This is a genomic window from Sporomusa sphaeroides DSM 2875, assembly GCF_001941975.2.
Classification (GTDB): domain Bacteria; phylum Bacillota; class Negativicutes; order Sporomusales; family Sporomusaceae; genus Sporomusa; species Sporomusa sphaeroides.
Map to the genome: position 1 here is coordinate 3,492,751 of NZ_CP146991.1, position 21,992 is coordinate 3,514,742.

Annotated in this window: 19 protein-coding genes; 4 read left to right on the forward strand and 15 right to left on the reverse strand. The window is 44.6% G+C overall.

The window, feature by feature from the left end; all coding sequences use genetic code 11:
- Positions 1-177: 177 nt before the first annotated feature.
- Together SPSPH_RS16395 and SPSPH_RS16400 are read left to right on the forward strand one after the other, a co-directional pair.
- Positions 178-1,602 (forward strand): DUF7402 domain-containing protein, encoded by a 1,425-nt coding sequence (locus SPSPH_RS16395; RefSeq protein ID WP_075757170.1) that lies wholly within the window; start codon positions 178-180, stop codon positions 1,600-1,602.
- Positions 1,592-2,773, forward strand: a complete 1,182-nt coding sequence (locus SPSPH_RS16400; protein WP_075757169.1) for a glycosyltransferase family 4 protein — start codon at positions 1,592-1,594, stop codon at positions 2,771-2,773. Before SPSPH_RS16395 ends, SPSPH_RS16400 begins: the two co-directional genes overlap by 11 nt.
- Here SPSPH_RS16400 and waaF (SPSPH_RS16405) read toward each other — a convergent pair.
- On the reverse strand, positions 2,764-3,771 hold the full coding sequence (waaF, locus tag SPSPH_RS16405; protein WP_075757168.1) for a lipopolysaccharide heptosyltransferase II: 1,008 nt from the start codon (positions 3,769-3,771) through the stop codon (positions 2,764-2,766). The two genes, SPSPH_RS16400 and waaF (SPSPH_RS16405), sit on opposite strands and share 10 nt — an antisense overlap.
- A gap of 283 nt (positions 3,772-4,054) precedes the next feature.
- On the opposite strand from waaF (SPSPH_RS16405), the gene SPSPH_RS16410 reads away from it, so the two are divergent.
- Entirely contained in the window at positions 4,055-4,852 is a 798-nt protein-coding gene (locus SPSPH_RS16410) for a hypothetical protein (RefSeq protein ID WP_075757167.1), read from the forward strand.
- A gap of 10 nt (positions 4,853-4,862) precedes the next feature.
- On the opposite strand, the gene SPSPH_RS16415 is transcribed toward SPSPH_RS16410, so the two are convergent.
- Positions 4,863-6,053, reverse strand: coding sequence for an O-antigen ligase family protein (locus SPSPH_RS16415; RefSeq protein WP_083945662.1), 1,191 nt, complete (start codon positions 6,051-6,053; stop codon positions 4,863-4,865).
- Positions 6,054-6,155: 102 nt separating this feature from the next.
- On the opposite strand from SPSPH_RS16415, the gene SPSPH_RS16420 reads away from it, so the two are divergent.
- On the forward strand, positions 6,156-6,893 hold the full coding sequence (locus SPSPH_RS16420) for a glycosyltransferase family 2 protein (RefSeq protein WP_075757165.1): 738 nt from the start codon (positions 6,156-6,158) through the stop codon (positions 6,891-6,893).
- 48 nt (positions 6,894-6,941) lie between these two features.
- Here the strand turns inward: SPSPH_RS16420 and SPSPH_RS16425 are convergent, their stop codons facing one another.
- From SPSPH_RS16425 to SPSPH_RS16485, 13 genes are all read right to left on the reverse strand, one after another.
- On the reverse strand, positions 6,942-7,910 hold the full coding sequence (locus SPSPH_RS16425; RefSeq protein WP_075757164.1) for a glycosyltransferase family 2 protein: 969 nt from the start codon (positions 7,908-7,910) through the stop codon (positions 6,942-6,944).
- A 31-nt stretch (positions 7,911-7,941) separates the two neighbouring features.
- Positions 7,942-8,967: a lipopolysaccharide heptosyltransferase II gene (gene waaF, locus SPSPH_RS16430; protein WP_075757163.1), complete on the reverse strand. Its 1,026-nt coding sequence runs from the start codon at positions 8,965-8,967 to the stop codon at positions 7,942-7,944.
- 21 nt (positions 8,968-8,988) lie between these two features.
- Positions 8,989-9,471 carry a D-glycero-beta-D-manno-heptose 1-phosphate adenylyltransferase gene (gene rfaE2, locus SPSPH_RS16435; RefSeq protein WP_075757162.1) on the reverse strand — a complete coding sequence of 161 codons (483 nt, stop codon included), beginning with the start codon at positions 9,469-9,471 and terminating at the stop codon, positions 8,989-8,991.
- Entirely contained in the window at positions 9,468-10,466 is a 999-nt protein-coding gene (locus SPSPH_RS16440; RefSeq protein WP_422396915.1) for a bifunctional heptose 7-phosphate kinase/heptose 1-phosphate adenyltransferase, read from the reverse strand. The genes rfaE2 and SPSPH_RS16440 overlap by 4 nt, the downstream gene beginning before the upstream one ends.
- 27 nt (positions 10,467-10,493) lie before the next feature.
- Positions 10,494-11,903 (reverse strand): LPS-assembly protein LptD, encoded by a 1,410-nt coding sequence (locus SPSPH_RS16445; protein WP_075757161.1) that lies wholly within the window; start codon positions 11,901-11,903, stop codon positions 10,494-10,496.
- A 142-nt stretch (positions 11,904-12,045) separates the two neighbouring features.
- The gene (locus tag SPSPH_RS16450; RefSeq protein WP_075757160.1) at positions 12,046-12,972 is read right to left on the reverse strand and encodes a hypothetical protein; all 927 of its coding nucleotides are present in this window, start codon (positions 12,970-12,972) and stop codon (positions 12,046-12,048) included.
- A 212-nt stretch (positions 12,973-13,184) separates the two neighbouring features.
- Positions 13,185-14,486 carry an S-layer homology domain-containing protein gene (locus SPSPH_RS16455; RefSeq protein ID WP_075757159.1) on the reverse strand — a complete coding sequence of 434 codons (1,302 nt, stop codon included), beginning with the start codon at positions 14,484-14,486 and terminating at the stop codon, positions 13,185-13,187.
- A 206-nt stretch (positions 14,487-14,692) separates the two neighbouring features.
- The gene (locus SPSPH_RS16460) at positions 14,693-15,910 is read right to left on the reverse strand and encodes an S-layer homology domain-containing protein (RefSeq protein ID WP_075757158.1); all 1,218 of its coding nucleotides are present in this window, start codon (positions 15,908-15,910) and stop codon (positions 14,693-14,695) included.
- Positions 15,911-16,149: 239 nt separating this feature from the next.
- The gene (locus SPSPH_RS16465; RefSeq protein ID WP_233139151.1) at positions 16,150-16,566 is read right to left on the reverse strand and encodes a pre-16S rRNA-processing nuclease YqgF; all 417 of its coding nucleotides are present in this window, start codon (positions 16,564-16,566) and stop codon (positions 16,150-16,152) included.
- Positions 16,567-16,723: 157 nt separating this feature from the next.
- Complete coding sequence (locus SPSPH_RS16470) at positions 16,724-17,752, reverse strand: glycosyltransferase family 9 protein (RefSeq protein ID WP_075757157.1); 1,029 nt, start codon at positions 17,750-17,752, stop codon at positions 16,724-16,726.
- A gap of 214 nt (positions 17,753-17,966) precedes the next feature.
- Positions 17,967-19,118: an S-layer homology domain-containing protein gene (locus SPSPH_RS16475; RefSeq protein WP_075757156.1), complete on the reverse strand. Its 1,152-nt coding sequence runs from the start codon at positions 19,116-19,118 to the stop codon at positions 17,967-17,969.
- A 384-nt stretch (positions 19,119-19,502) separates the two neighbouring features.
- Positions 19,503-20,774 (reverse strand): DUF3084 domain-containing protein, encoded by a 1,272-nt coding sequence (locus tag SPSPH_RS16480; protein WP_075757155.1) that lies wholly within the window; start codon positions 20,772-20,774, stop codon positions 19,503-19,505.
- 123 nt (positions 20,775-20,897) lie between these two features.
- Entirely contained in the window at positions 20,898-21,986 is a 1,089-nt protein-coding gene (locus SPSPH_RS16485) for an LptF/LptG family permease (protein ID WP_075757154.1), read from the reverse strand.
- Between the last annotated feature and the right edge of the window lie 6 nt (positions 21,987-21,992).

Consider the following 21,992-nt stretch of genomic DNA (forward strand, 5'->3'; position numbering starts at 1 on the left):
TATATGGGGCGTATTTTATGTTAGACTTAATTATACACTAAAACACAGAAACTGCCAATAAAATGAGGCTGTTATACTACAAAAAAGCAAAAGGATTCCCATTATTAATATAGAATATTAAGATTACATGATTTGTAAGAATTTATTCTAATATACCGTTTAGCAAGGAGTGAAATTTTGTTAACAATATTCTTGGTTTTGATTTCTATTTTACTTGTTGGGGGATTAGTTTATTTTAAATACCGCCAGCAAACACAAGAAACAGCTTACGACATACAACCCGAAAGGGTGTTATTTTATGATTTCACTAATCCAAATTTAATTTTATCCAGAGGTAAAAAAATATTGGTATTAGCCCCGCATGAAGATGATGAGGCTTTAATGTGTTCGGGCATTATCGAACATGCTTTAACAAACGGTGCTGACATAAAAGTTGCGGTAATTTCCAATGGTGATAAAAAAGGACGGAAAGCCGGCCTAACCCGCATCAGGGAAACCCTTAAAGCCATGGAATATTTAGGGTTGCCTTCTTCTAATATCATCTTTTTAGGCTATGGTGATACGGAAAAGAACAGCAATAGTTTCATGAACAAGCTTTATAACGCTGAAACAGATACTACAGTGGTTTCATCCTACGTCGACACTCAAACATATAGTACCCCTGAGACCCCGGAATATCATTATCAAAAGCATGGTGTTCATGGAACCTACAACCGGGCGACCTTCCGTCAGGACATGGAAGAAATTATTGAGGAATGCAGACCGGACTATATTTTCGTTACATCACTTTATGATACCCACCCTGATCATTTCATGTTGTATAAATTTACAGTTGAGTCAATCATTCACCTTAAACGCAATAATCCTGAATTTTCGCCAATTATGTATGAATATCTCATCCATTCCCATGACGGCGATGATCATTGGCCGGCACGCAACCCTAAAAATGGTTTTCTTACTCCCTTTTCCAAACCAAATACATTGGATACCCATACATTATTAGATTGGGAAAAACGTGAAATCTTTTTGCTGCCCATGAATATGCAAAAAGTTCCGCTGTTAAAAAACAAGAAATATATAACCATAAGTAAGTATCGCAGCCAGAAACCTGCAGCTAATAATAAGTACCTGTACTCCTATGTAAAAAGAGACGAGATTTTCTGGAAAAAGGATTTTTCTAATATTGCCTGTTTAGCAAATGTTAGCGTTTCTTCTGAGAATGAGTCAACCAATCAGCTTGGAATCAAAGCAATTGATGGTATTGCCGATGGTTATCCACGCTTTCCCACTAATGAATGGGCAACAAAAGGAGAAACCTCAGGGGCATGGATTCAATTAAGCTGGCTCCAAACCTATACCATTAATAAGATTGTTCTTTATGACCGGCCAAATTTGAATGATCATATTACCGGCGCGGTCCTTACATTCAGCGATGGTAGTTTGATCAAAACCGGGCCGCTGCCGAATAATGGCAGCGCTTGTGAAATTAGTTTTTCTGCTAAAAAAATCAATTGGTTTAAATTAACGGTTGAATCAGCTGAAGGAAGTAATGTAGGCTTAGCTGAGATTGAAGTTTATGAGGAGAAGAACAATGCAAATTAATGTATTACACATGGCTCACCTGGCAATTAGATACGGTGCGGAAAAGCAGTTATTGGATTATTTGACACTCGCAAAATCAACTTCGAGTGAAATCCGCCATCATGTCTGTGCATTGCGGATTAGCAAGCCGATATATGAAGAATTAAACAGCCTGGGCATTCCTGTGATTACTACCCGCCTATGGCCCTGGAATATATTTTCATTTCTAAATTTTGCAAAAAAACACGATATTCATATTTTACATGTTCATAACCAACTGCGTTTCCCGCTGCGTTCAAGGATTTTGCCAAAATTGGCCGGAGTCCCATTAATCATTGAGCATGAACACGGAATGGTTTGGAACACGTCTTCAACACAATTGATTAAATGGACAAATAAATTAGTGAATGCCAACATCTGCAATTCTCATGCTGCCAAAATTATGTTAGAGCGAAAATGTAACATTGATGCCAAGGTAATCTACAATGGAATTCCACTACCGCCGGAGCAAACAGAAGCCCCGGCTCAATTGAAAACTGAACTGGGGCTTAGTGAAACTACTGCTATAGTCGGGTTTGTAGGCCGGTTAAACAACCCTAAAGGGGCGGAAGCTTTTATAAGAATGATTCCAAAAGTAATTCAAGCGGTTCCGCACACTGCCTTTATTGTGATTGGTGACGGCCCCATGCGTTCTTCCCTGGAAACGGAAGCAAAAGTTCTGGGAATCAACGACCAAATATATTTTTTAGGCTATCAGAAAAATGCCTATCATTTAATGAAACAACTGGATGTCGTGGTGGTTCCATCGTTTAGAGAAGCCTTTGGCAATGTTGCTATCGAAGCCGCCCTGGCAAAAAAGCCGGTAATCGCCTCCAATGTTGACGGAATTGCAGAAACTGTGATTGACGGCAAGACCGGTTTTTTAGTCGATTGTACAGAACCCATTCAACGCCAAAAAGGAACAAATAGTCTCCCTAAGGCTGTAGTAGATGGGCGTACCAAGGAGCTCAGGTCACCCAAACTACCCAACACTGAAATACTCGCTGAAAAAGTGATTCACTGTTTACAAACCCCTGAGTTGGCTGTCACATTAGGTAATAACGCTTATGCAAGAGCGGTGCAGGAATTTTCTTTAGAGCGCTACTGCAAGGATTTGGACAATTTTTACAGAGAGTTAACCCATTATAAATAATTTTTTGAGAATTGTTTGTTGCAAGCTTCATATACCTTATCCACGGTAATGGCTTTTAAACATGTCTCTTTGTCACAAAAGGATATACGTCCGTCGCAGGGACTGCATTTTTCACACTGAGCTAAAATAATACTTTTTTTTACAGGTGCCCAATGCTTTGCCGAAGTCGGTCCATAAATCCCGACTATGGGGGTATCTACTGCTGCCGCTATATGGATAGGTCCGCTGCAGCCACCAATAAACAAACTTGATCGTCTGATGATTTCGGCCATTTGTTTGAGTGTTGTCTGCCCCAAGAAGCTGACTGCACCCGTAATCGCATCAGTCCTGGCGGCATCTACCGCCTCACCAATCAAAACAATTTCATAGGACGGATTTTTAGTTTTAAGCCGTTGTATCAGTTCATTATAATAGCTTAGTGGCCAGTTTTTAGGAGCCCAGGAGGTAAATGGAGCAATAGCAATAAAACCGCGTGCTGAGTTAATCGCATGTTTTTGCAATAGGTGTTCGGCATAAATTCTGTCTTTCTCATCCACCGGACCAATGTACAATCTGGATAAATCACCTTCTAGCGTAATTCCAGTACTGTTTTTGATAATGTTGCTATAATTATAGGGTTCATATATCATTTCATAGTTGAGATCCCGTTCTACGGGATTGGTCATAAAAAATTTCCTTTTATGTCTAAGGCCGGCTCGAATCGGTATACGGGCCAAGTATGCCATAAGCGCAGTACGATATTTAAAGTCCAGACATAAAGCCAAATCATACTTCCAAATTTTCTTAACAATACTTAATACACTATGTTTCTTTTTATTATAAGCAATAATCTCATCCACGAAAGGCAGGCCATCAACTATTGGCAGCGCATAGTCAGAGATCATCAGCGTGAGTTTACTATCAGGAAATTTTTCTCTCAAAGCTTTTAATACCGGTGTTGTTAACACCGTATCCCCAATTCCCGCCCGGTTACTTATAAGAATTTTTTTATATGGCACAACATGACCTCCCCTACATCACTGTGTCGACTTGTCGCTCTGCTAGCTGCTTTCTGCCATAAATGTTCCACCCGGATTGTCCATATACAGCTAGAGCCATTTTATTTGAATTTAAATTTGGTGTCAATTACAGATCTGCCTATATCAAAGTTACTAGCCGTAAATCTGCGAAGGATTCCCCTAATCCATATCGAGTTAATTAAAAATTAAAATGCCAATTTGGTGTTAACTAAGGGTAAAAAGATATTTTTTTGAAATGTGCTTTCAAACAGGGAGAGATGAAATGAATACAAAACTACATAGTGAGCAATATAATTCTGCTATTAAACTATACTATCAGGACGACTTACCTCATAAGCTGGCGGAAAAAATTATTGATTGTGTCTGGATAAATCCTGATCAGCTTAAACAGGAAGAGGATTTCGAACTGATTCAGGAAACAAAAGCCAGGGTATTCCGGATGAAGTTTGGCAACCAGACCTATTACCTGAAAAACTATGCCTACCGGAATAGTTCCAAAGTCATCAAAAATATGCTCAGGCCGGTAGATGCCCTTAAATGTTTTAAAATAGGGATGAAATTACTGCATGCTGATATAGCAACAGCTAAACCGGTACTGTCATTAACGATGAGAAGAAATGCATGGTTAGTTGACAGCATCTTTGTAACCCCGGAAGTTCCGGGCATAGATTTATATACCTATTTATCAAAAAACAGCAGTGATCTCCAACTGCGGACAATGCTTATTAAAAAGATCGCTGTCATCTGGAGTAAGTTAGTCAATCATAATCTGGTACACTTGGATCCCTGGCTGGGGAATTTCATGATTTATCCTATAAAAAGCGATCTTCAGCTTGAATTAATCGATATTGATAATATTTATTCATTACCCTATCTACCACAAAAACTGCTGGTAATGAAAAATCTATCCAAGCTTAGAAGCAAACAAGCCAATAGTTTTGCGGCAACACAAGCTGAAATTGATTTATTTCTTGATGAGTTTCGTCCGCGATGCAATGCGTGCCAGGGTTCCCCGTATTTTCAGCTTGCATTATCTCACTTCATTAAGAAATCACACTAAACTGCCAGCCTCACAAGCGTCTGTTTTCCCGATTATTATATATACTGCCTGACACCAGCATCAGCCCGACAATAAACCAATATAACCGGGTAACCGCAGAATTGCCAAAGTTAAACTCGGTAAGTCCTTGCATAAGCAAACCGACAGTAACAAAAAAACAACCTGCCGCCCAGATATTGGCCGGGGATAACCGGTACCGATGCCAGGAAATATACAAAATGTATCCGAACATATATACAAAGCCTGTCAAGCCCAGAATTCCTGTTTCGGCTGCCATATGGACAAAGTTATTATGAGCATGTGATAACTCCGGTTGTTTTGCCGCCGGTAAAACGTATTTTCCCTGATAGAGGGTTTCAAAGTTATCGGGTCCGACACCTGTTAACGGATGATCCTTGAACATATTCCAGCCGCTTTGCCAAAGCAGAAGCCTTTCGGCATTTGAACGTTCAGTAAGATCGGTAATACTAGCTACTCTTTTCTCCAGCGCCGGCGTTGCCCCGATCACTATACCTACTCCCAGACAAACTATTACAATACTTGGCAGAATATACTTATGCTTTTTTATATTCATAAGTCCGTAGAGCAGCAGGCTAACAGCTACCGCCACCCAGGCTCCTCTGGTAGCGTTAAAGACCAGCGCCAGCAGGGAAATCAGGAGAACTATCGCTAATAGCATCCGTTTCCTTTTCTCTAAATATCCCTTAGCTGTAACCATTACAAATAATAACGGAATCATCTGAACCAGATATCCGGCCAGGATCATGGCATTGGCGCCAAATGCCGCTGCCCGCTGCTGTCCATGTATCCCCTGCCAAATAGTATAACTGCCGGCAATAAATATGGATACACTGAGAGCCAGCAGAACTACAACCATTTGTTGCGGTTTTTTTATAAAAAGCACCACCAGAAAGAGCGGTACCATGCGGTAAAAATATTTCCAAACCTGGGCGAAACCAGTTGCTGAATCATAAGCGGCTAAAGCTGATATTAGTAAGGTAAGAAAGAAAAATAGCAGCGCTTGCACCAGTCCCCGGTCCATATCCGGTTTTTCCGGCTGCTTCACCAGTCGGATAACCGCTAAAATAACCGCCAGCGACAACGCAATACTGGTTCCGGCAATTGAAATACAGGAAAACAAGGCATAACAAGTTAGCATATAAAAAATTGCCTTGTCCAAAAAAGCGATATTACTCATCATAGCACTTCCTTTGTATTAATTTTTTTGTATTCCTGATTGTAATTTCCTTAGTGGAGTGATACCATAAGTAATGGCCAAAGACAATAGAAAGAAGGGTATAATGTGGGCGTGAGTGCAGCCATTATAACATGTAACGAAGAAGCAAATATTAAACGTTGCCTTGAATCCATCACCTGGGTGGATGAAATTATAATCGTAGACTCCGGCAGTACTGACAGGACACTGGAAATCGCCAGACAGTATACCGACAAGATATACCACCAGGATTGGCTGGGGTTTGCCGAGCAGCGGAATGTGTCGCTCACAAAAGTAACCGGTGACTGGATCTTAATTATTGATGCTGACGAAGAAGTAACACCGGCATTACGGAATGCCATCCTGCACATGACGCAGGCTGCAACCAATCATGCTGCCTTTACGATTACAAGAAAAAATATTTTTATGGGAAAAGTCCTCAATTCCTATGTTGAAAAAAAATTGCGCCTTTTTAAGGGCGGAATTTTAACCTTTCATGGTCAGGTACACGAAGCCGCTATCTTTAACGGCTCTACCGGCCATCTATCCGGCGGCACGTTGATTCACCACCAATATACTGATTTGGAAGCTCAGCTTGCTAAAATGAACACCTATTCCACCCTGGCTGCCCGGGAACGCTATGCCGCTAACAAAAAATATGGAGTTCTTGCTTTGGTGGTTCGCCCCTTGCTTGATTTTTTAAAGCGCTATATTTTAAAAGGTGGTTTTCGCGATGGTATGCCTGGGTTTATTTCGGCAGTTTTACGGGCATTCTATACCTTTTCCAGGTTTGCAAAACTATATGAGTTGCATAAGAAATCATAAAGATGGGGCGCGGCTGAGCACTGCGCCCTATCTTTTTTTTGTTCTGACTTATATAACTTTGAGTTTGGCAACCAAATCCCATAGCAAGGGGTTTTGAGAACAAACAACCCGGTATTTGATCCTGTCAACCAGTTTTAACTGTTCGACATCAAGCTGTGCAAAATCCTTGCCAAAATCAGCTTCCATTAACTCACGTACTTCTGCTTGATGTCCTTTTTTTAACATCCGCCACAGAAACTTAAATACTTTATACGCTATACGCTGCTGAAATATATTTTCCAGTTGTGAAACGCTGTCTACGCCTGCCTTCTGTACGAGTACTGCCGCTGCCGCTCTTTTTAGGCCCAAGATGGCATGGATGTGCTTCTGCCAATTCCATTGAGAATTGATGGCAGATCCGGCCCTAATCCGGTACTGCATTAATTCTCGTGGCACAGCCTGTACTTCAGCAACAGCAACGAGTTTAATAATAAATTCCTGATCCTGCCCGATAAGGCACCCTTCGGTAAACCGGATATTATTTTGTTCAATCACCGACTTGTCAACAAGCAAGCACCCTATATGTACTTGGGTCTTGCCTCGGATTACAGCTTCTAAAATATCACCACTGACATATGGATAGCTAAATTTAGATTTTAACCCCACATCATACAGATGCAAATAGCCACAATAAGCCATTGCTGTGCCGGCCGCCTGTTTAGCGGCCAGCAATTCAGCAAGAAAGGTTGGCTCCCATAAATCGTCACCGTCGAGAAATGCAATATATTTCCCTGTTGCCGCATTAAGTCCGGCATTTCTTGCACCGGCTGAGCCGCTATTCTTTTGACAAAGCAATTGAACCCGTTGGTCGCTTACCGCTATCGCTTGCACAATGTTTGGTGTTTCATCTTTTGATCCATCATCAATGACCAACAATTGCCAATCAGTATACGTCTGGCGCTGCACAGACATAATACTGTCACTAATGTATTTCTCCAGATTATAGGCAGGCATAATGATGGATATTCGTTCACTCATCCTGACACTTCCCCGTATTTTTGTTCTTATACTACACTTTTATAAAGTTCTTAACGGCTTGAAAAACCGCCGCAGGCGCTATCTCAGCCATACAATCAATGGCTTGCGGACACTTTCTTTTCCAGCATCCCTGACATGCGTGGCTTACTGTCAATACCTGATGATTGTCTCCATAAGGCCCATTTCTTAATGAGTCCGTCGGGCCAAATAACGCGATTACCGGAGTATTCATCGCTGCCGCCAGGTGCATGGGCCCGGTGTCACCGGCAACAACGGTCTTGGCGTTTTTAAGAATATAGGCTAACTGCTTCAGAGTGGTTTTACCTGTTAAGTCCACCGGCGGAATTGTCATGTTGGCAATAATTTCATCCATAGCGGTTTTATCGGCATGGGTGCCAACAAAGACGGGGATTATTTGCTTTTCAAATAGCTTTTCGGCTAATTGGGCAAAATGTCCCGGCGGCCAGCATTTGTTCGGCCAATTGGTTCCCGGAATTAGTACGACATAGGGTTTCGTTATGTCCAGTCCGGCTTGTTTAGCGATAGCTTGCGTCAAAACAGCTTCCTTTTCGGTAATAGTTACGGTAAATTCCGGCTCAGTAATGTGGCAGCCTACTGCTCTGACAACATCGAGATAGCGGTCAACAACATGACCGGCGCTGTTCGGCCCGCAGACTTTTTGACTTATTTTGTCGCTGAATTCCCGGGCATTGCAGTACACAAGCCGCTTGGGTGCGCCGCTCAAATACGCAATTGCCGCACTCTTAAATAAGCCCTGCAGGTCGAGGACAAGGTCAAACCGCTGTTTACGCAATGTACTAGCCAAACCGGGAACATAGCTGAAGAAGCCGCCCGGAGTTTTGCATTGGGCTTTATCAAAAATAATAATTTCATCGATATTGGGGTTATTAGTCAACAAATCATAAGCCGGTTTCTCCACTATCCAGGTAATGCGGGCCTCAGGGTAACAGGCTTTTAAGGCTGACGCCACCGGCAAGGCGTGAATGCAATCACCGATGGCGCTTAGTTTGACAATAAGAATGTTGTGATAGCTCAAGAAATACCTCCTGCATGAATCTCACTTTTCAGTGCCGTTATAATCGTTCATCCTGCTAATGATATTACTTGACGACCGTCCAGGCACCTCAGGTACCAGTACCGTACGGCCACCCTGGGCGGCGACAATTTTGCTTTCAGGTAATTTTTCGATGGTATAGTCGCCGCCTTTGGCGTAGATATCAGGTTTTATCTCGGTCACAATATTTTCGGCAGTGGTCTCTTGAAAGATAACTACATAATCCACAGCAGCCAAAGCAGCCAGTACTTCAGCCCTGTCTTCCTGGCAATTAACCGGTCTGGCAGGGCCTTTGAGATTGCGTACCGATTGGTCGCTGTTGAGGCCGACGATAAGGCAGTCGCCTAAAGCGCGGGCAGCCGCGAGATAGCGGACATGTCCGGCGTGAAGTATATCGAAGCAGCCGTTAGTAAAAACTATGGTTTTACCGGCTGCCTTTATGTTCCTGGCAATTGCCGCTATATCTGCTCTGGTGATGATCTTCATTGTGTGTATTCTCCAATGGCTGTTCTAAGTTCTGCCGGGGTGGCAGTGGCTGTCCCTGGTTTGCGGACAACAACACCGGCGGCAAGGTTGGCTAAACAAGCGGCATCATAGTAGGAAGCACCGGCGGCTAGCGCTAGCATCATCGTGACAACAACGGTATCCCCGGCACCGGTGACATCGTAGACTTCACTTTTGTTGCTGACCGGAATATGAGAAACTGAGCCGGAGCGTTCAAACAAAGTCATGCCTTCCGGACCTTGGGTAATTAATACAGCTTGAGCAGCAAGCCGCTCAAGCAGAAGTTGCCCAGCCTTACTGAGCGATTTTTGGTCATGGACGGCAAAATCCACGGCACTGGCCGCTTCTGATTCATTCTGCTTAACCAGCTTAATGCCCTTATAGTCCATAATGTTATAACGAGAGTCCACCATTGAGGGTATCCCTGTCTGGTTACAGGCTTCAATAACCATTTTTTTTAAGTCCGGAGAAACGGAGAAACCGCCGTAGTCACTCATGACTACGGCATCCATATTGCGGATATTTTCCCGGACATAGCCGAGGAGCTGTTGCTCAATACCAGCGGCCAGTGCTCGCTTGCATTCACAGTCAATCCGGACAACCTGCTGACGCACAGTTGCCTGCCCGCCCGCCATTACCCTGGTTTTCGTAATAGTGGGACGGGAGGTATCAATAATAAATCCCTGAGTATTGACGTTTTTGCTATTTAAGACTTGAGTAAGCTGCTGACCGGCGTTGTCGCCGCCAATGATGCCGACAGCATGCACCTGTCCTCCTAAGGTTACCGCATTATGAACAGCATTGGCCGCACCACCGGGAACCACTGTTTCGCCGCAGTGCTCAAGAATGAGGACAGGTGCCTCCCTGGAAATGCGGGAGATTTTTCCTTCCAGATAGATATCGGCTACCATGTCGCCAATGACCATGATTTTTTTATTTTGGAAGTTGTCTATAAGCCGGGCTAAGTGTTGGGACACAAGTTAGGCTCCTTTCGGGAAAATAGATTACCAGCGGGTGGTACTGATGTCAAATTTGATTTGGTCGCGTTCGGCCCGATAGGTGATGGCTGCCTGCCAGCAATGAAGATTCCTGTACCAGGTGTAGTCTACATCCTCTACGCGTTTGTTATCCAGGTCATAGCTATGTCTTACGCCGATTGTATTCATTTTGTCAATTTTGTAGGTGAAGCCGGAAACAAGCTCACGGCTAAGATCATCACTATCATACTCGAACAAGGTCTCATTGTTCTTGGTATAATGATAGCCTACCCAGGTATTGAATCGTTCAGACCATCTTTTATCGACAGTAGCATCAAACTTAAAGATGTTTTGCGAAGAGTTATCATAGCTTTCACGTATATGTTCAATACCGGTTCCCAGATACAAGTTCATAGTATCATTCAGTTTTATAGGATTGTGCCTAAAGTACAACTCGTATTCCTGATGCCAGCTTGTTTTATCGTCATCTGTCCACTTGCCGTAAATGGCCGTAAAGGAGTAGCTGACAGGCATCCTCCCCAGTTGGCGCGGATGGTAGGTCAATTTGAACTCCGGCTCTTTCTTAATCCAGTTGTCGTCGTCATCAAGAAAATGTCCTTGGGCTACTCCAATAGAGTAATTTTCCTCGCGCTGAATAATACCAAAGCTCGGTTTAAAATCTGCTTTGGTATAGTAATCAAGATTAGCATAGGCAGAAAGCCTATTAGTCAGCGGATAATCAATATGCTGCTTTATATATATCCCCTGTTCACTGTCATAGCCGATTCGGGGAAAGGAAGATTCCCCCCCCTCTCCAATAGACTGCCGGTATCTCGGCAAAGAAAAAATAACCTTATTGCCAATCCAAAACTTAGCGTTATAGGCAATCATTTGATCGCCAGGCCAGATTTCAATTTTATCGGCGCTTACGTGGTAGTCAGGTACTTTGGCCGGACAATTGGTGGTGGATCCGTGGTCGATGACATACTGCTCTGGGTAGATGTTGATAACATCCCCGGCAACATATTTACGGCCGATTTTCCCTTTGACATTCTCCATGCTGCCAGTTTTCAGCTTGTAGTTATACAGAGTGTGGTGACCTGTCAGATGAGAATCAGGCTGGGAAAAACGAGCTTCGTCGTTGATCCAGATTTCACTTAATTTCGCATTGCCGTTAACTAGTTCGGCTTCCACCTTCTGCCCCTGGTTGGTGATTACAACATTTCCCTCTGCGCGAATATCACCTGTTTCATCACTGAAGGACAGGTTGTCGGCTTCTATTACAATCGGAGCTTTCGGAGCCTGTGGGGCTTGCTCCGCAGTAACTGTTTGCGCAGGTTGGGTTGTTGGGGTTTCTTGCGCCTGGCTGGCATGGGGTGCACTAAAGACTATGGTTAACGCCAAGAGTCCCAGAATAATTTTATTATTATTAGGCATAGCGCTTAGTATTCTCCTATCCTAGATAAAAAGTTACACATCTAATTTTTATTCGCTATATATCGCGCTATTCCTTTATATGATACCTAGTAATATGTAGAAAAGCCGCTAAAAAGCGGCTTTTTTTTAGGATATTTACCTGTTAATTTACAGTAATGCCATATATTTCGACGTCTTCCTTGGTTTGTACGTAGGTTTGGCTGCCAATAGGAATTTCGACATCCTTGCCACTGACAAAAGCACCACCAATAACGCCTACCGGTCCAAGGACAATCATGCCGGCAACACTGGCGCCCGCGGCTGTGGCCAGTGATTTGGTTTCTTTTTCGGCTTTTTCGCCAACAAAGATAGCAATGGTTTTGCCATCCACGGTTTTAAGGGTATCAAAGCTTACTTCGAGCTTGGCATCACGGCCAAAATTTTTCCTGGGACTCACCTTTACTACTTTGCCGCTTCCGGTACTTCCTTTTGGCAGGACAAGGACATTGCCAACATATACGTCTTCAGCCACGGCTAAGGCCACACGGTCGCCTGCGCGGCTTTGCTTGCTGTGCAGGGTGGAAAGGGTTTTGATTTTGATTAAGGTATCCTGGGGAATGAGAGTGCTGGCAACTTCAACTTCTCCGTCGGTATATGCAAGCTGGAGAAGTTTGTCCAGGCGGCCTTGTAACGAGCCGGCTTCAGCACTGCCATTCATTATAGTTTCGAGATTGTCGATTCTCGCCTTGATGGAGTTATCGCTTACACTATGGGTCAATGTCCATTCCACTGAATTTAGTTTGGTAAGCATAGATGGAGTAGCTTCGCTTGTTTCAAGAACATCGGTATACAACTCGTCAACGCGTGGCAGTAAAGCTTCCTGGGTTTCACTGCCATAGACATCTTCTTCGATTTTGGTTATCCGGTCAGCCACTGCACCGGTTTGGGGTGTGCCATAAACGGCTTTTTCGACTACCGCCAGTTTGCCGATAACGGTAAGGTCAGCTGATTGAGCCGATACAGGAACGGCAAGTGCCGTGATTAGCAGCATCATGACGGTGAACAAGGCTGTTATTTTTTTGTTGGACATTTAGATTCCTCCCATGAAAAATTGTGTAATATGATTAATTCGTCATGAAAGATAAATATTCCTGCTTAATAAAATGTTATCGTGCCTTTTAGTGTTGTGCTCTTTTTAGGACAAGGGACCTGTCCCCTTGTCCCAGTCACGGTGTGCCCCTCACCTTACCGCAAAAAACTCCTTTGCCAATAAGGCAAAGGAGTTTTTTAACAGTTTGCAGTTTAGAAGAAGAATTCTACTTGGGCACGGAATTTTTTCAAATCAACTTTATCGAGTTCGGCGACAGCATTGTTGGTTTCGCCATCGAAATACAGAGCCTTGAGAAGAATGTTCTTTTGTGGAACATAACCAAAGCCTACTTCTACGCCTTTGAAGCCATCGCCGCCAAAGGTATTGCTGACCATCCAAGTGGAATCAATAGTTGCAGCCTGTTCAACATTCAGATAAGTTGCCCAAGTGCCGAAGGAGCCTTTGTTTTGTTTATTAGCGCCTTTGAACCAGAGACCTGCCTGATAAGCAGTGTCTTGTTCGTCTGCATCAGATTTAGCATAAGAAGCTTGAAGAACCAAATTTTTGGCTACCTTAGTGTCGAAACCAAGTTCCCATATTTTAAGAGTATTCTCAGCTCCATCCCAGAAATTCCCACTAAGACTGTCCTTATTAGTAAGATCAGCATGATAGTAAGCAGCATTAAGGTTGGTAGCTTTCGAAGTGGCATAACCTAATCCAACAAAAGCAAGATTAACATCGGCTATCCCAGCATCAGTGATATTTCCAGCGCCATCAAGTTCTACTCCACCCATTTTGTTATCTTCTTTACCGTATATCAGAGTGGTTTTCAACTTTTTGCCAAACTCGAATTTCGCGCCGTCAACAAAGCTATCAATAACAGTACCGTATACAGGAACTACATCAAAACGACCAAGGGTTGCCTTAGTTCCCAAAAGAGGACCTTGTACGTTAAGGATATCAAACCTATTATCCGCGTTACTGGTTCCTGATTCTCTCATATTTTCGAATGCTTCGTAGCGGATATTGGCAGTCCAATCTTCATTGATAGCACCATGAGCGTATATACGGGCACGTGCTTTTAAGTCACTGCTTTTTCCAGCAGAGTCTTTATCAGTATTATTATAGCGGAAACGAACATCGCCGTCAAACTTAACATTGCCAACTTTCTTTTCAAGGTTGTCAACGCGAACACCCAGGTTGTTCAGTTCTGCACCATATTCAGCAGCCAGAGCGTCGATGGTTTTTTGAGTTTCAGCATCGGCTTTTTCGCTGTTAGCCATAGCTTTAGCAATGATGGTAGCCATTTCATAACGGGTCATAGTTTTGTCACCTTTGTAGGTGCCGTCGCCATAACCGGATACTACGCCGGCTTGGGCAAGCTTGGAAACTGCGTCATAGGACCAGTGTTTTGCGGGAACATCAACGAACGGGTTAGCAGGTGCTGCCAGCGCGGTGCCGGCAACGCTCATTGCAAATACTGCTGCAAGAGCCATAGCGGTTTGTCTTTTCATTGTGATTGTGCCTCCTTAGGTTTTTGTTTTTTTGTTTTGAGCCTCCTAAGAAGTCTGATCAGAGTGTCCATGTTTCCTCTGCTTTTTCTTCTCAGTCCGCTCTTACATGTTATTATATTCTACAGCAGGAAGCATATTCCTGCTGTAGACGCAAATTTTGTAAAAAAAATTTCCCGCCACTGCTGACGGGAAATTTTCAACCGTTTTTAGAAGAAGAATTCTATTTCGCTTCTGAAGAATTCACCTTTATCTTTTTTATTGATTGTACCTTCCAAATCAGTATACGAGGTAGTCCACAGGATATTTTTCTTCAGCACATAATCAAAGCCGATTTCATACCCCTTGCCGCCTTCGCCATCATCCAGAATGCCGGTATCGAGAGTGGAGGAAAGCACGGTATTCTTTTCAAGATCGCGATAGTTGGCCCAAACGCCAAAGCTGCCTGCATGTTCGACATCCGACCCTTTATAGGAAAGCTGCGTGAAGAAGCCTTTATCCTGTTCATCGGTATCGCTTTTCAAGTATACGCCGCTGAGATTGACGTTAGGATTAAATTGATAATCCAAGCCTACTTCATACAGCTTCACTTTTTCACCATCCTGGGAATCAATATGGAAATACGCGCCTTTGGCGTTCAATTTATCACTGAATGCATAGCCCAGGTTGGCAATATAGAGGTCATCCTGACCGGGATCTGATGTATATTCTTGATTACCGGCAAACAGGTCTACCCTGAGCTTATTGCCAAAGCTGACCATGGCGCCTTCGACATAATCATCAAGGGCAATGCCATAAGCAGGAACAGCGTCAAAGCGACCGGCTGTAACATCGAAGACTCCCGCCTTGCCGGTCAGGTATAAGTGATCCATTTCAGCATCGCTATCAGTGCCACTGGCTCTTACATCTTCTTCACCCGAAAATCTTCCTGTAAATGCCCAGTCTTCATTAATTTGCGCATTTACATTCAGCCGGGCCCGCATGGTTTGGCCCATGTTGCTGCCTTTTACCCCACTATTTTTCAACTCTGCATGCTCATATCTGGCTCGAATTTCTCCGGAGAATTTAACATTACCAACTTTCTTCTCCAGGTTGTCCACACGAACACCCAAGTTATTCAGTTCTGCGCCGTATTCAGCAGCAAGAGCGTCGATAGTTTTTTGAGTTTCAGCATCGGCTTTTTCACTGTTAGCCATAGCTTTAGCGATGATGGTAGCCATTTCATAACGGGTCATGGTTTTGTCACCTTTGTAGGTGCCGTCGCCATAACCGGATACTACACCGGCTTGGGCAAGCTTGGTAACAGCGTCATAGGACCAGTGTTTTGCAGGAACGTCAACAAACGGATTGGCAGGTGCTGCCAGCGCGGTGCCGGCAACGCTCATCGCAAATACTGCTGCAAGAGCCATAGCGGTTTGTCTTTTCATTGTGATTGTACCTCCTTAGGTTTTGGAAATTTCGATTTTGAGCAGTCGCCTAAGAAGTAACCAATTGAGTGTCCAAGTTTCCTCAAAAATTCTTCTTGGGTTTATGCTCTTATCTTAACGCCTGCTTTTATTCAGACGCAAAGAACAAGGATTTTTAACAATATAGGATTTTTTTCTTATATTTGTGAAATGTTCTACATGGGAAACATAATTCCTGCTTATTGATAAATTTTCAGTAATTATAGCTGATCGGCAAAATATCGTTCAGCCAGAATCACGGCAGCGTAATCGTCCACCGGGACCGGCGGCACTTGCAAAGTGGTGGGGATGAAACGTTTCAGGCCCTGGGGCGGATTATCGCGCCAGTAACGTTTGCGGGCCTCATCGGTGGAACGGTATTCATTAACAGGAATTACAGTTAGCTTGTGGCCGTTTATTCGAATTGTATCAAGTTCTTCCCGAGCGGTGGCCGATGTGGTACTACTGCCAATAATTACAGTGGTGAGCTTATAGGTTGCAGCCAGGTTAGCTGCAGCAGCGGCTAGTCCAGGGGTTGCAATAATGGTTTTGCAGATAATGCCCTGTTCTTTATGTACTACAGCCAAGCCGCATTTTTCCCTGCCCGGGTCGATGGCTACCACCATATCTTCCGCCACGTTATTGTTCGCTCCTCATTTATACGCATAAAACCAGTGAAAAGTTCCTGGTATTTAAGAAATCAGCGTCTTATTAAGAATCATTTTCAATAAGCTAGATACATTATTGCAAACCTACCCTTTTTTGTCAAGTATTTTTTCCAGTACCCACACACCTTCATCTTATCGATACCTCATCCAGTGCAGTTTTTGTAGCAGATATCACCTGTTCTATGCTGATATCTGCTACAAACTTTCCTTGCTGTGGTCTTATCGCCCATTCAAGATGCCGGTAAGGGCCAATACGGCGGTGGTCGGTTGGACCAACCAGCATAACCGTACGCTTGCCTGCCGCCAATGCCGCATGCATTAAACCGGTATCGCCGCCGATAACGATTGAGGATAGTGTCGTCAGCCCGACAGTTGTGACAAAGTCGGTTTGCCCGGCCGCTACCGGAAACTGCTCCGCAACGGCGTTCAGTTTTTCCCGATCTTCCGGTCCGCCGCCAAAGATCACTTGCAAGCCCTGAGTTCTCCAATACTCCGCTAAGATAGCATACCGCTCTAACGGCCAGGCCTTACCGGCAATGCCGTCACCGGTAAACGGCTGAATAAATACAACCGGTTTTTGCAAGGATAGTCCCCAATTACTAAACAGCGTGTTTGCTTTTTCCTGATTTTCCGGTGGGATGATATATTCATTCTTAACTGGAAAGCAGGTTAAGCCGCCTTTTTTCAGCAGCAGCAGATTTTGGTCAATCCGATGCAGGTCAGGCAAATCGCTGACGGAAGAAGCCAGCGAAGAAAGTCTGACGGCTGTATTAGTATACAACCGCTCGCGCAGCGTATTGCTGGATTTAATCGAGCCCCAGCGATGCTTTATGCCGCTCAGCCACAGTAAAACCGCATTGCCGCTATTGCCGGAAAAATCTATTGCCAATTGAAATTTACTATTTTTTACTTTATCTAGTATGTCGTTGCCTGCTTTCCAAAGCTTTAAAACATTTTCACTTTTATTTTGAGTAACCCAAACCTCGTCAAGACCGGGAAATCCTTTTAAAACCTGAGCATAGTTTTCCTTCACCAAAAAACTGATTTTGCTGTTCGGAAAATTAGCCCGCAACAGGTAATACGCAGGAAGAGTAAAAATAATATCCCCGATAGCGCCTCGCCGGATCATCAGGATGCTCTCTATCTGATCGTGCACTAAACAAGTCCTCCTCTTTGTTAAAAATGGAACTTCTATTGACGTTGATTCGGGCTGGACCATAATTCAAAGGTATTTTATCATATCATGACAGAAGGGAGCAACCAAATGCAATATTATGTACGTTCGAATAAGTAGAAATACCTAGCGAGTAACGTAGCATAGCATACAAAAAGGACGCCCGAAGGCGTCCTTAATGCTGCGGAATGCATTATTAGAATTTAACGTTGATGGCAGCCTGAGTACGAGCACCACCGTCGATTTCAGTACCGTCTTGTTTTTCGAAGTCTTGGTATTTAAGGTTCAAAGTAGTGTTTTTAGCAAGTGCGCGGTCATATCTTACTTCAAGACCTTTGTAACCGTCTTCGTCTTTGAGGGTCTGGATATCATTGTGCATACCGGAGTATGCGGAGTTAGCGCCGTCTTCTACGTCACGGTACAGGGCAGTCAGGCCAAGCTTGTTGAATTTCAGGCCATAAGCGGCAGCATTGGCGTCAGTGTTGCCTTGGTCAACATTGTAGAATTCGCCAAGGGCAGTTACGCTGTTGGTCAGCTTAATGCCTACGTTAGCGCCATACACATCTACATCATTGGTTGCTGTGTCATATTTTACATAGTCGGCAGTAATATCAGCTGCGCCCAGTTTCATACCGTATTCAGCACCATATACTTCGTTGCTGTCTTTCAAATGACCGGCAAACAGTTTCAGGTTACCGATTTCGGAAGCAATACCAGTCATCGCAGCGTCATGCAGGAAGCCATTGCCAAGTACCAGGTCCTGACGGCCAATGGTGTTAGTCAGGCCAAGAGCGTCGAAGCTTACATTGGCGGTGTCAAGTTTGATACCGGTTTTGGTAGTGAAGTCGTCGTTATAGTTCATGTTGTCGCTAGTCAGACGGGCATTGAATTTCAGGTTGTCGTTGATTTTGCCGTCAAAGCTTACACGGGCACGGAAATCAGTGTTGTCATAGCTGTCGCTGGCGCCATAACGTACACGAGCGTCACCGGAAATTTTAACCATGTTGTCAACTTTTTTGTCAATAGCTTCTACTTTGATACCCATGCTGTTCAGTTCGGTAGCAAATTCTTTGGACAGTTGATCCACAGTTTCTTTTTGGTCGCTGTTGAGGTCCTTTTGCATAGCAGCAGCAACAATGGAAGCCATTTCGTAACGGCTGACGGTTTTGTCACCTTTGAAGGTACCATCTTCATAGCCTGTTACCACACCGGCTTGCGCCAATTTGTTTACTGCATCATAAGCCCAGTGTTTTGCAGGAACATCGGAGAAGGGGTTAGCGAAAGCAGGAACAGCGAAGGCTACGGTGAGAGCGCTGGTTACAGCTAGTTTAAGAAGTCTTTTGTTCATTAGAGAATCCCCCTTGAGATATTTTTAATTTTGCGGGTGTTGCCACCGGCATACCGGGAGGTCCACCCGTTCAAGGGGGAGGCTTTCGAATGAGTGTCCACGTTTCCTCAATCTGTCCTTCCTCTCTGCAGGGCTTTTTTCTCGATACGCACCTGCCGCATTCCGCAGGTTTTATATTAACATAATTTCGACACTCTTTCAAGGATTCCTGCTAAAACCGCAGTTGTAAGTTTTGGTAAAATCCTTGTTTTATAAGCATTTATTGGCAATGCCTTCGTGTCTTGACAGTTGTTATGTTGTTTACATAATCAACTTTCATGTTACTATAGATTCGCCTAAAAAAGAAAGAATCCTGCTTGATAAGCAGGATTCTCAGGTGGTAAGTTATGGAACGCTTTTAATGCCAATTTTGATTCGTATAGGTCCGACGGTGTAAGTGTCCTGTTCGGTTACGGCAGAAAGCTCGATCTTGCCGCGGTGCCGCCCGACTTTGTTGATGTTTTCAAACAGTTCGGAGCCGCTCATACTGCCGACTGTTCCTTGGATGGGGTCAGGCAGGATGCCTTTTTTGACAGCGGCCATATTAACTTGCTGCAGGAACGCCATGACGGTTTCTTCAGCCTGTTGCGGCTCACCTGTCATGGTAACCACTTCACGGTAGACGGTCTCATCTTTGCGGTAAATGAGGTGGTTGGGGAACAGTTCCAGACGGCCGATAACCGGTTCGCCGTATACGGTGTTGCCTACTGCCGAGATACGGACAATGACCTCCTGGTTGGTTTGGGCAATCAAAGCCGCTGCTTGTTCGAAGTCGGCACGGGCAACCCATAATATTTCCAGTTTCTTGTCAGCTACATTAAGTTTATCCAGAAGCATAGCATTGGTTTTGTAGATAGCTTCACCTAATGCTCCGGCGGTATCCTCCGGCCCATTGCCGCCCTCCACCACGGTGGTGGCCAATACTTCACCGGTACGGAATACCACGGTGCCTTCTTTGGCAATTTGGAGGCCTTGTTTGAGATTTGTCGCCACTTCGTTCAAATGGTCAAGGTCACTTTGCAGTTCTGTTTTGGCGGTGTTCAGTTCATCTATTGTAGTAGTAAGACCGGCAACGCGGTCATCCAATTCTTGTTTGGTGGCCTGCAGGCTTTTGATATTCTGCTGGTAGGCGACTAAATCACGCCGGGCTGCGGCATAATCTGTCTGGAGCACCGCTAAAGCAGCCGAAGCCTTGTCACGTTCGCTGGTTACTTCGTTCAGCTCAGCCTTGCTGCGGTTTAACTGGTCAACGGTTTCTTTGACCTTGGTGCTGACGGCTGTATATTCAGCCGTTTTGGTTTCAAGCTCGGCGCGGCTTAGTTCTAGTTCCTGGGTTTTTGAACCTACTTCGCTGTTTAGGAATACCAGTTGGGCTTTGAGCTCTTCCATGCCAAACAGCGCCGTACGGACATCCCAGGATACAGCCGTCATTAAGCCCAGAGTAGCGGCTGAAATCAGAATCCCGGTAACAATGGTAACAATAATTGAGGTGTGCTTGGGCCTGAGACCAAAGATACTGAGTTTTTTCTTTCCCACTTTGGTGCCTAGTTTGTCGCCAATATAGGCAATGGCTCCGCCCATCACGGCAATTATAGCAATCAATGCCAAACCATACATGGTATCCCTCCTCTCTATAGAAACCTGGCACGTGCGGCCGCTATACAACGCTGCGACGCTGGCGCTTAACCTCCGCTTATGCATAACGGCCGCCCGCGCCTCAGTAATGGTAACGGTTTTTCTTTACTTGGAGGCCTTGTAAATCAAATATATCCCGGCAATGGTACCGGCAATGTTGGGCAGCCAGGCTGCGAGCAGCGGCGGCAGGGCCCCGCCCTGCCCTAAGGCGCCGGATATGGTCAGTACCGTATAGTACATGAAAATGATGATAATGCTTAACCCAAAACCGATGGAGGAGCTTGAACGGTTAGGCGACAGGCCCAACGGCGTACCGATCAGGGCGAAAACAAAGCTGGCCATAGGGATAGCCACCCGCTGATAGAGTTCGACTTCATATTTGCCGGTACTGACATATTCTTGTTTCAGAACGGCAATTTGCTCTTTCAGTTCCTGCATGGTCATTTCATCCGGTTTTTTTTGCTCCTGGGAAATGGTTTGCGGATTTTTTTCAATCGGCATTACCTGCTCCTGAAACTTAAGAATCCTGCCGACCTTGCCTTCGGTAGAAAGGTCGGTGATGGTGCCATTATACATAACCCAACGGTCTTCCGCCCATTTGGCGGTCTCAGCGCTTTGCACCCTTACCAGGCGTCCGTTCTCGAATTCCTGAACAGATACTTTATTCATGGTGTTGGTATCTGCCATGAAGTTTTGGGCATAGGTCAAACGTTCAATGTTGCTGCCTTTAACGTCTTTGACGATAATGTGCTCCTGTGATTTTGGCCGGGACTGTTTTTCTATTTCATACCGCACAATATAACTATAACTCGCATTGGCGGCCGGCACAACCTTTTCGTTAAGGGCAATGGCGGCCACGCTGACAACCATCGCGGTAATGATAACCGGAATGGTCAGCCGGAAAAAGCTAAGTCCGCCTGAACGCATGGCCGTTATCTCGCTGGAACTGGACAACCGGCTAAAAGACAATAGCGCCGCCAGCAGCATGGACATCGGAAATGTCAGGACGACAATCCCCGGCAAGCTATAGACAAACAGTTTGACGACCGTGGTGATGGGTGCACCATATTTCGTAACATATTGGGCAATCCTAAACAGCGTGCTGGTACCGATAAAAATGCTGGAAAAGGCGGCGATACCGAAAAAAAACGGGCCAAGCAGCTCTTTGAGGATGTATTTGTCAAGTATACGCATGAAATT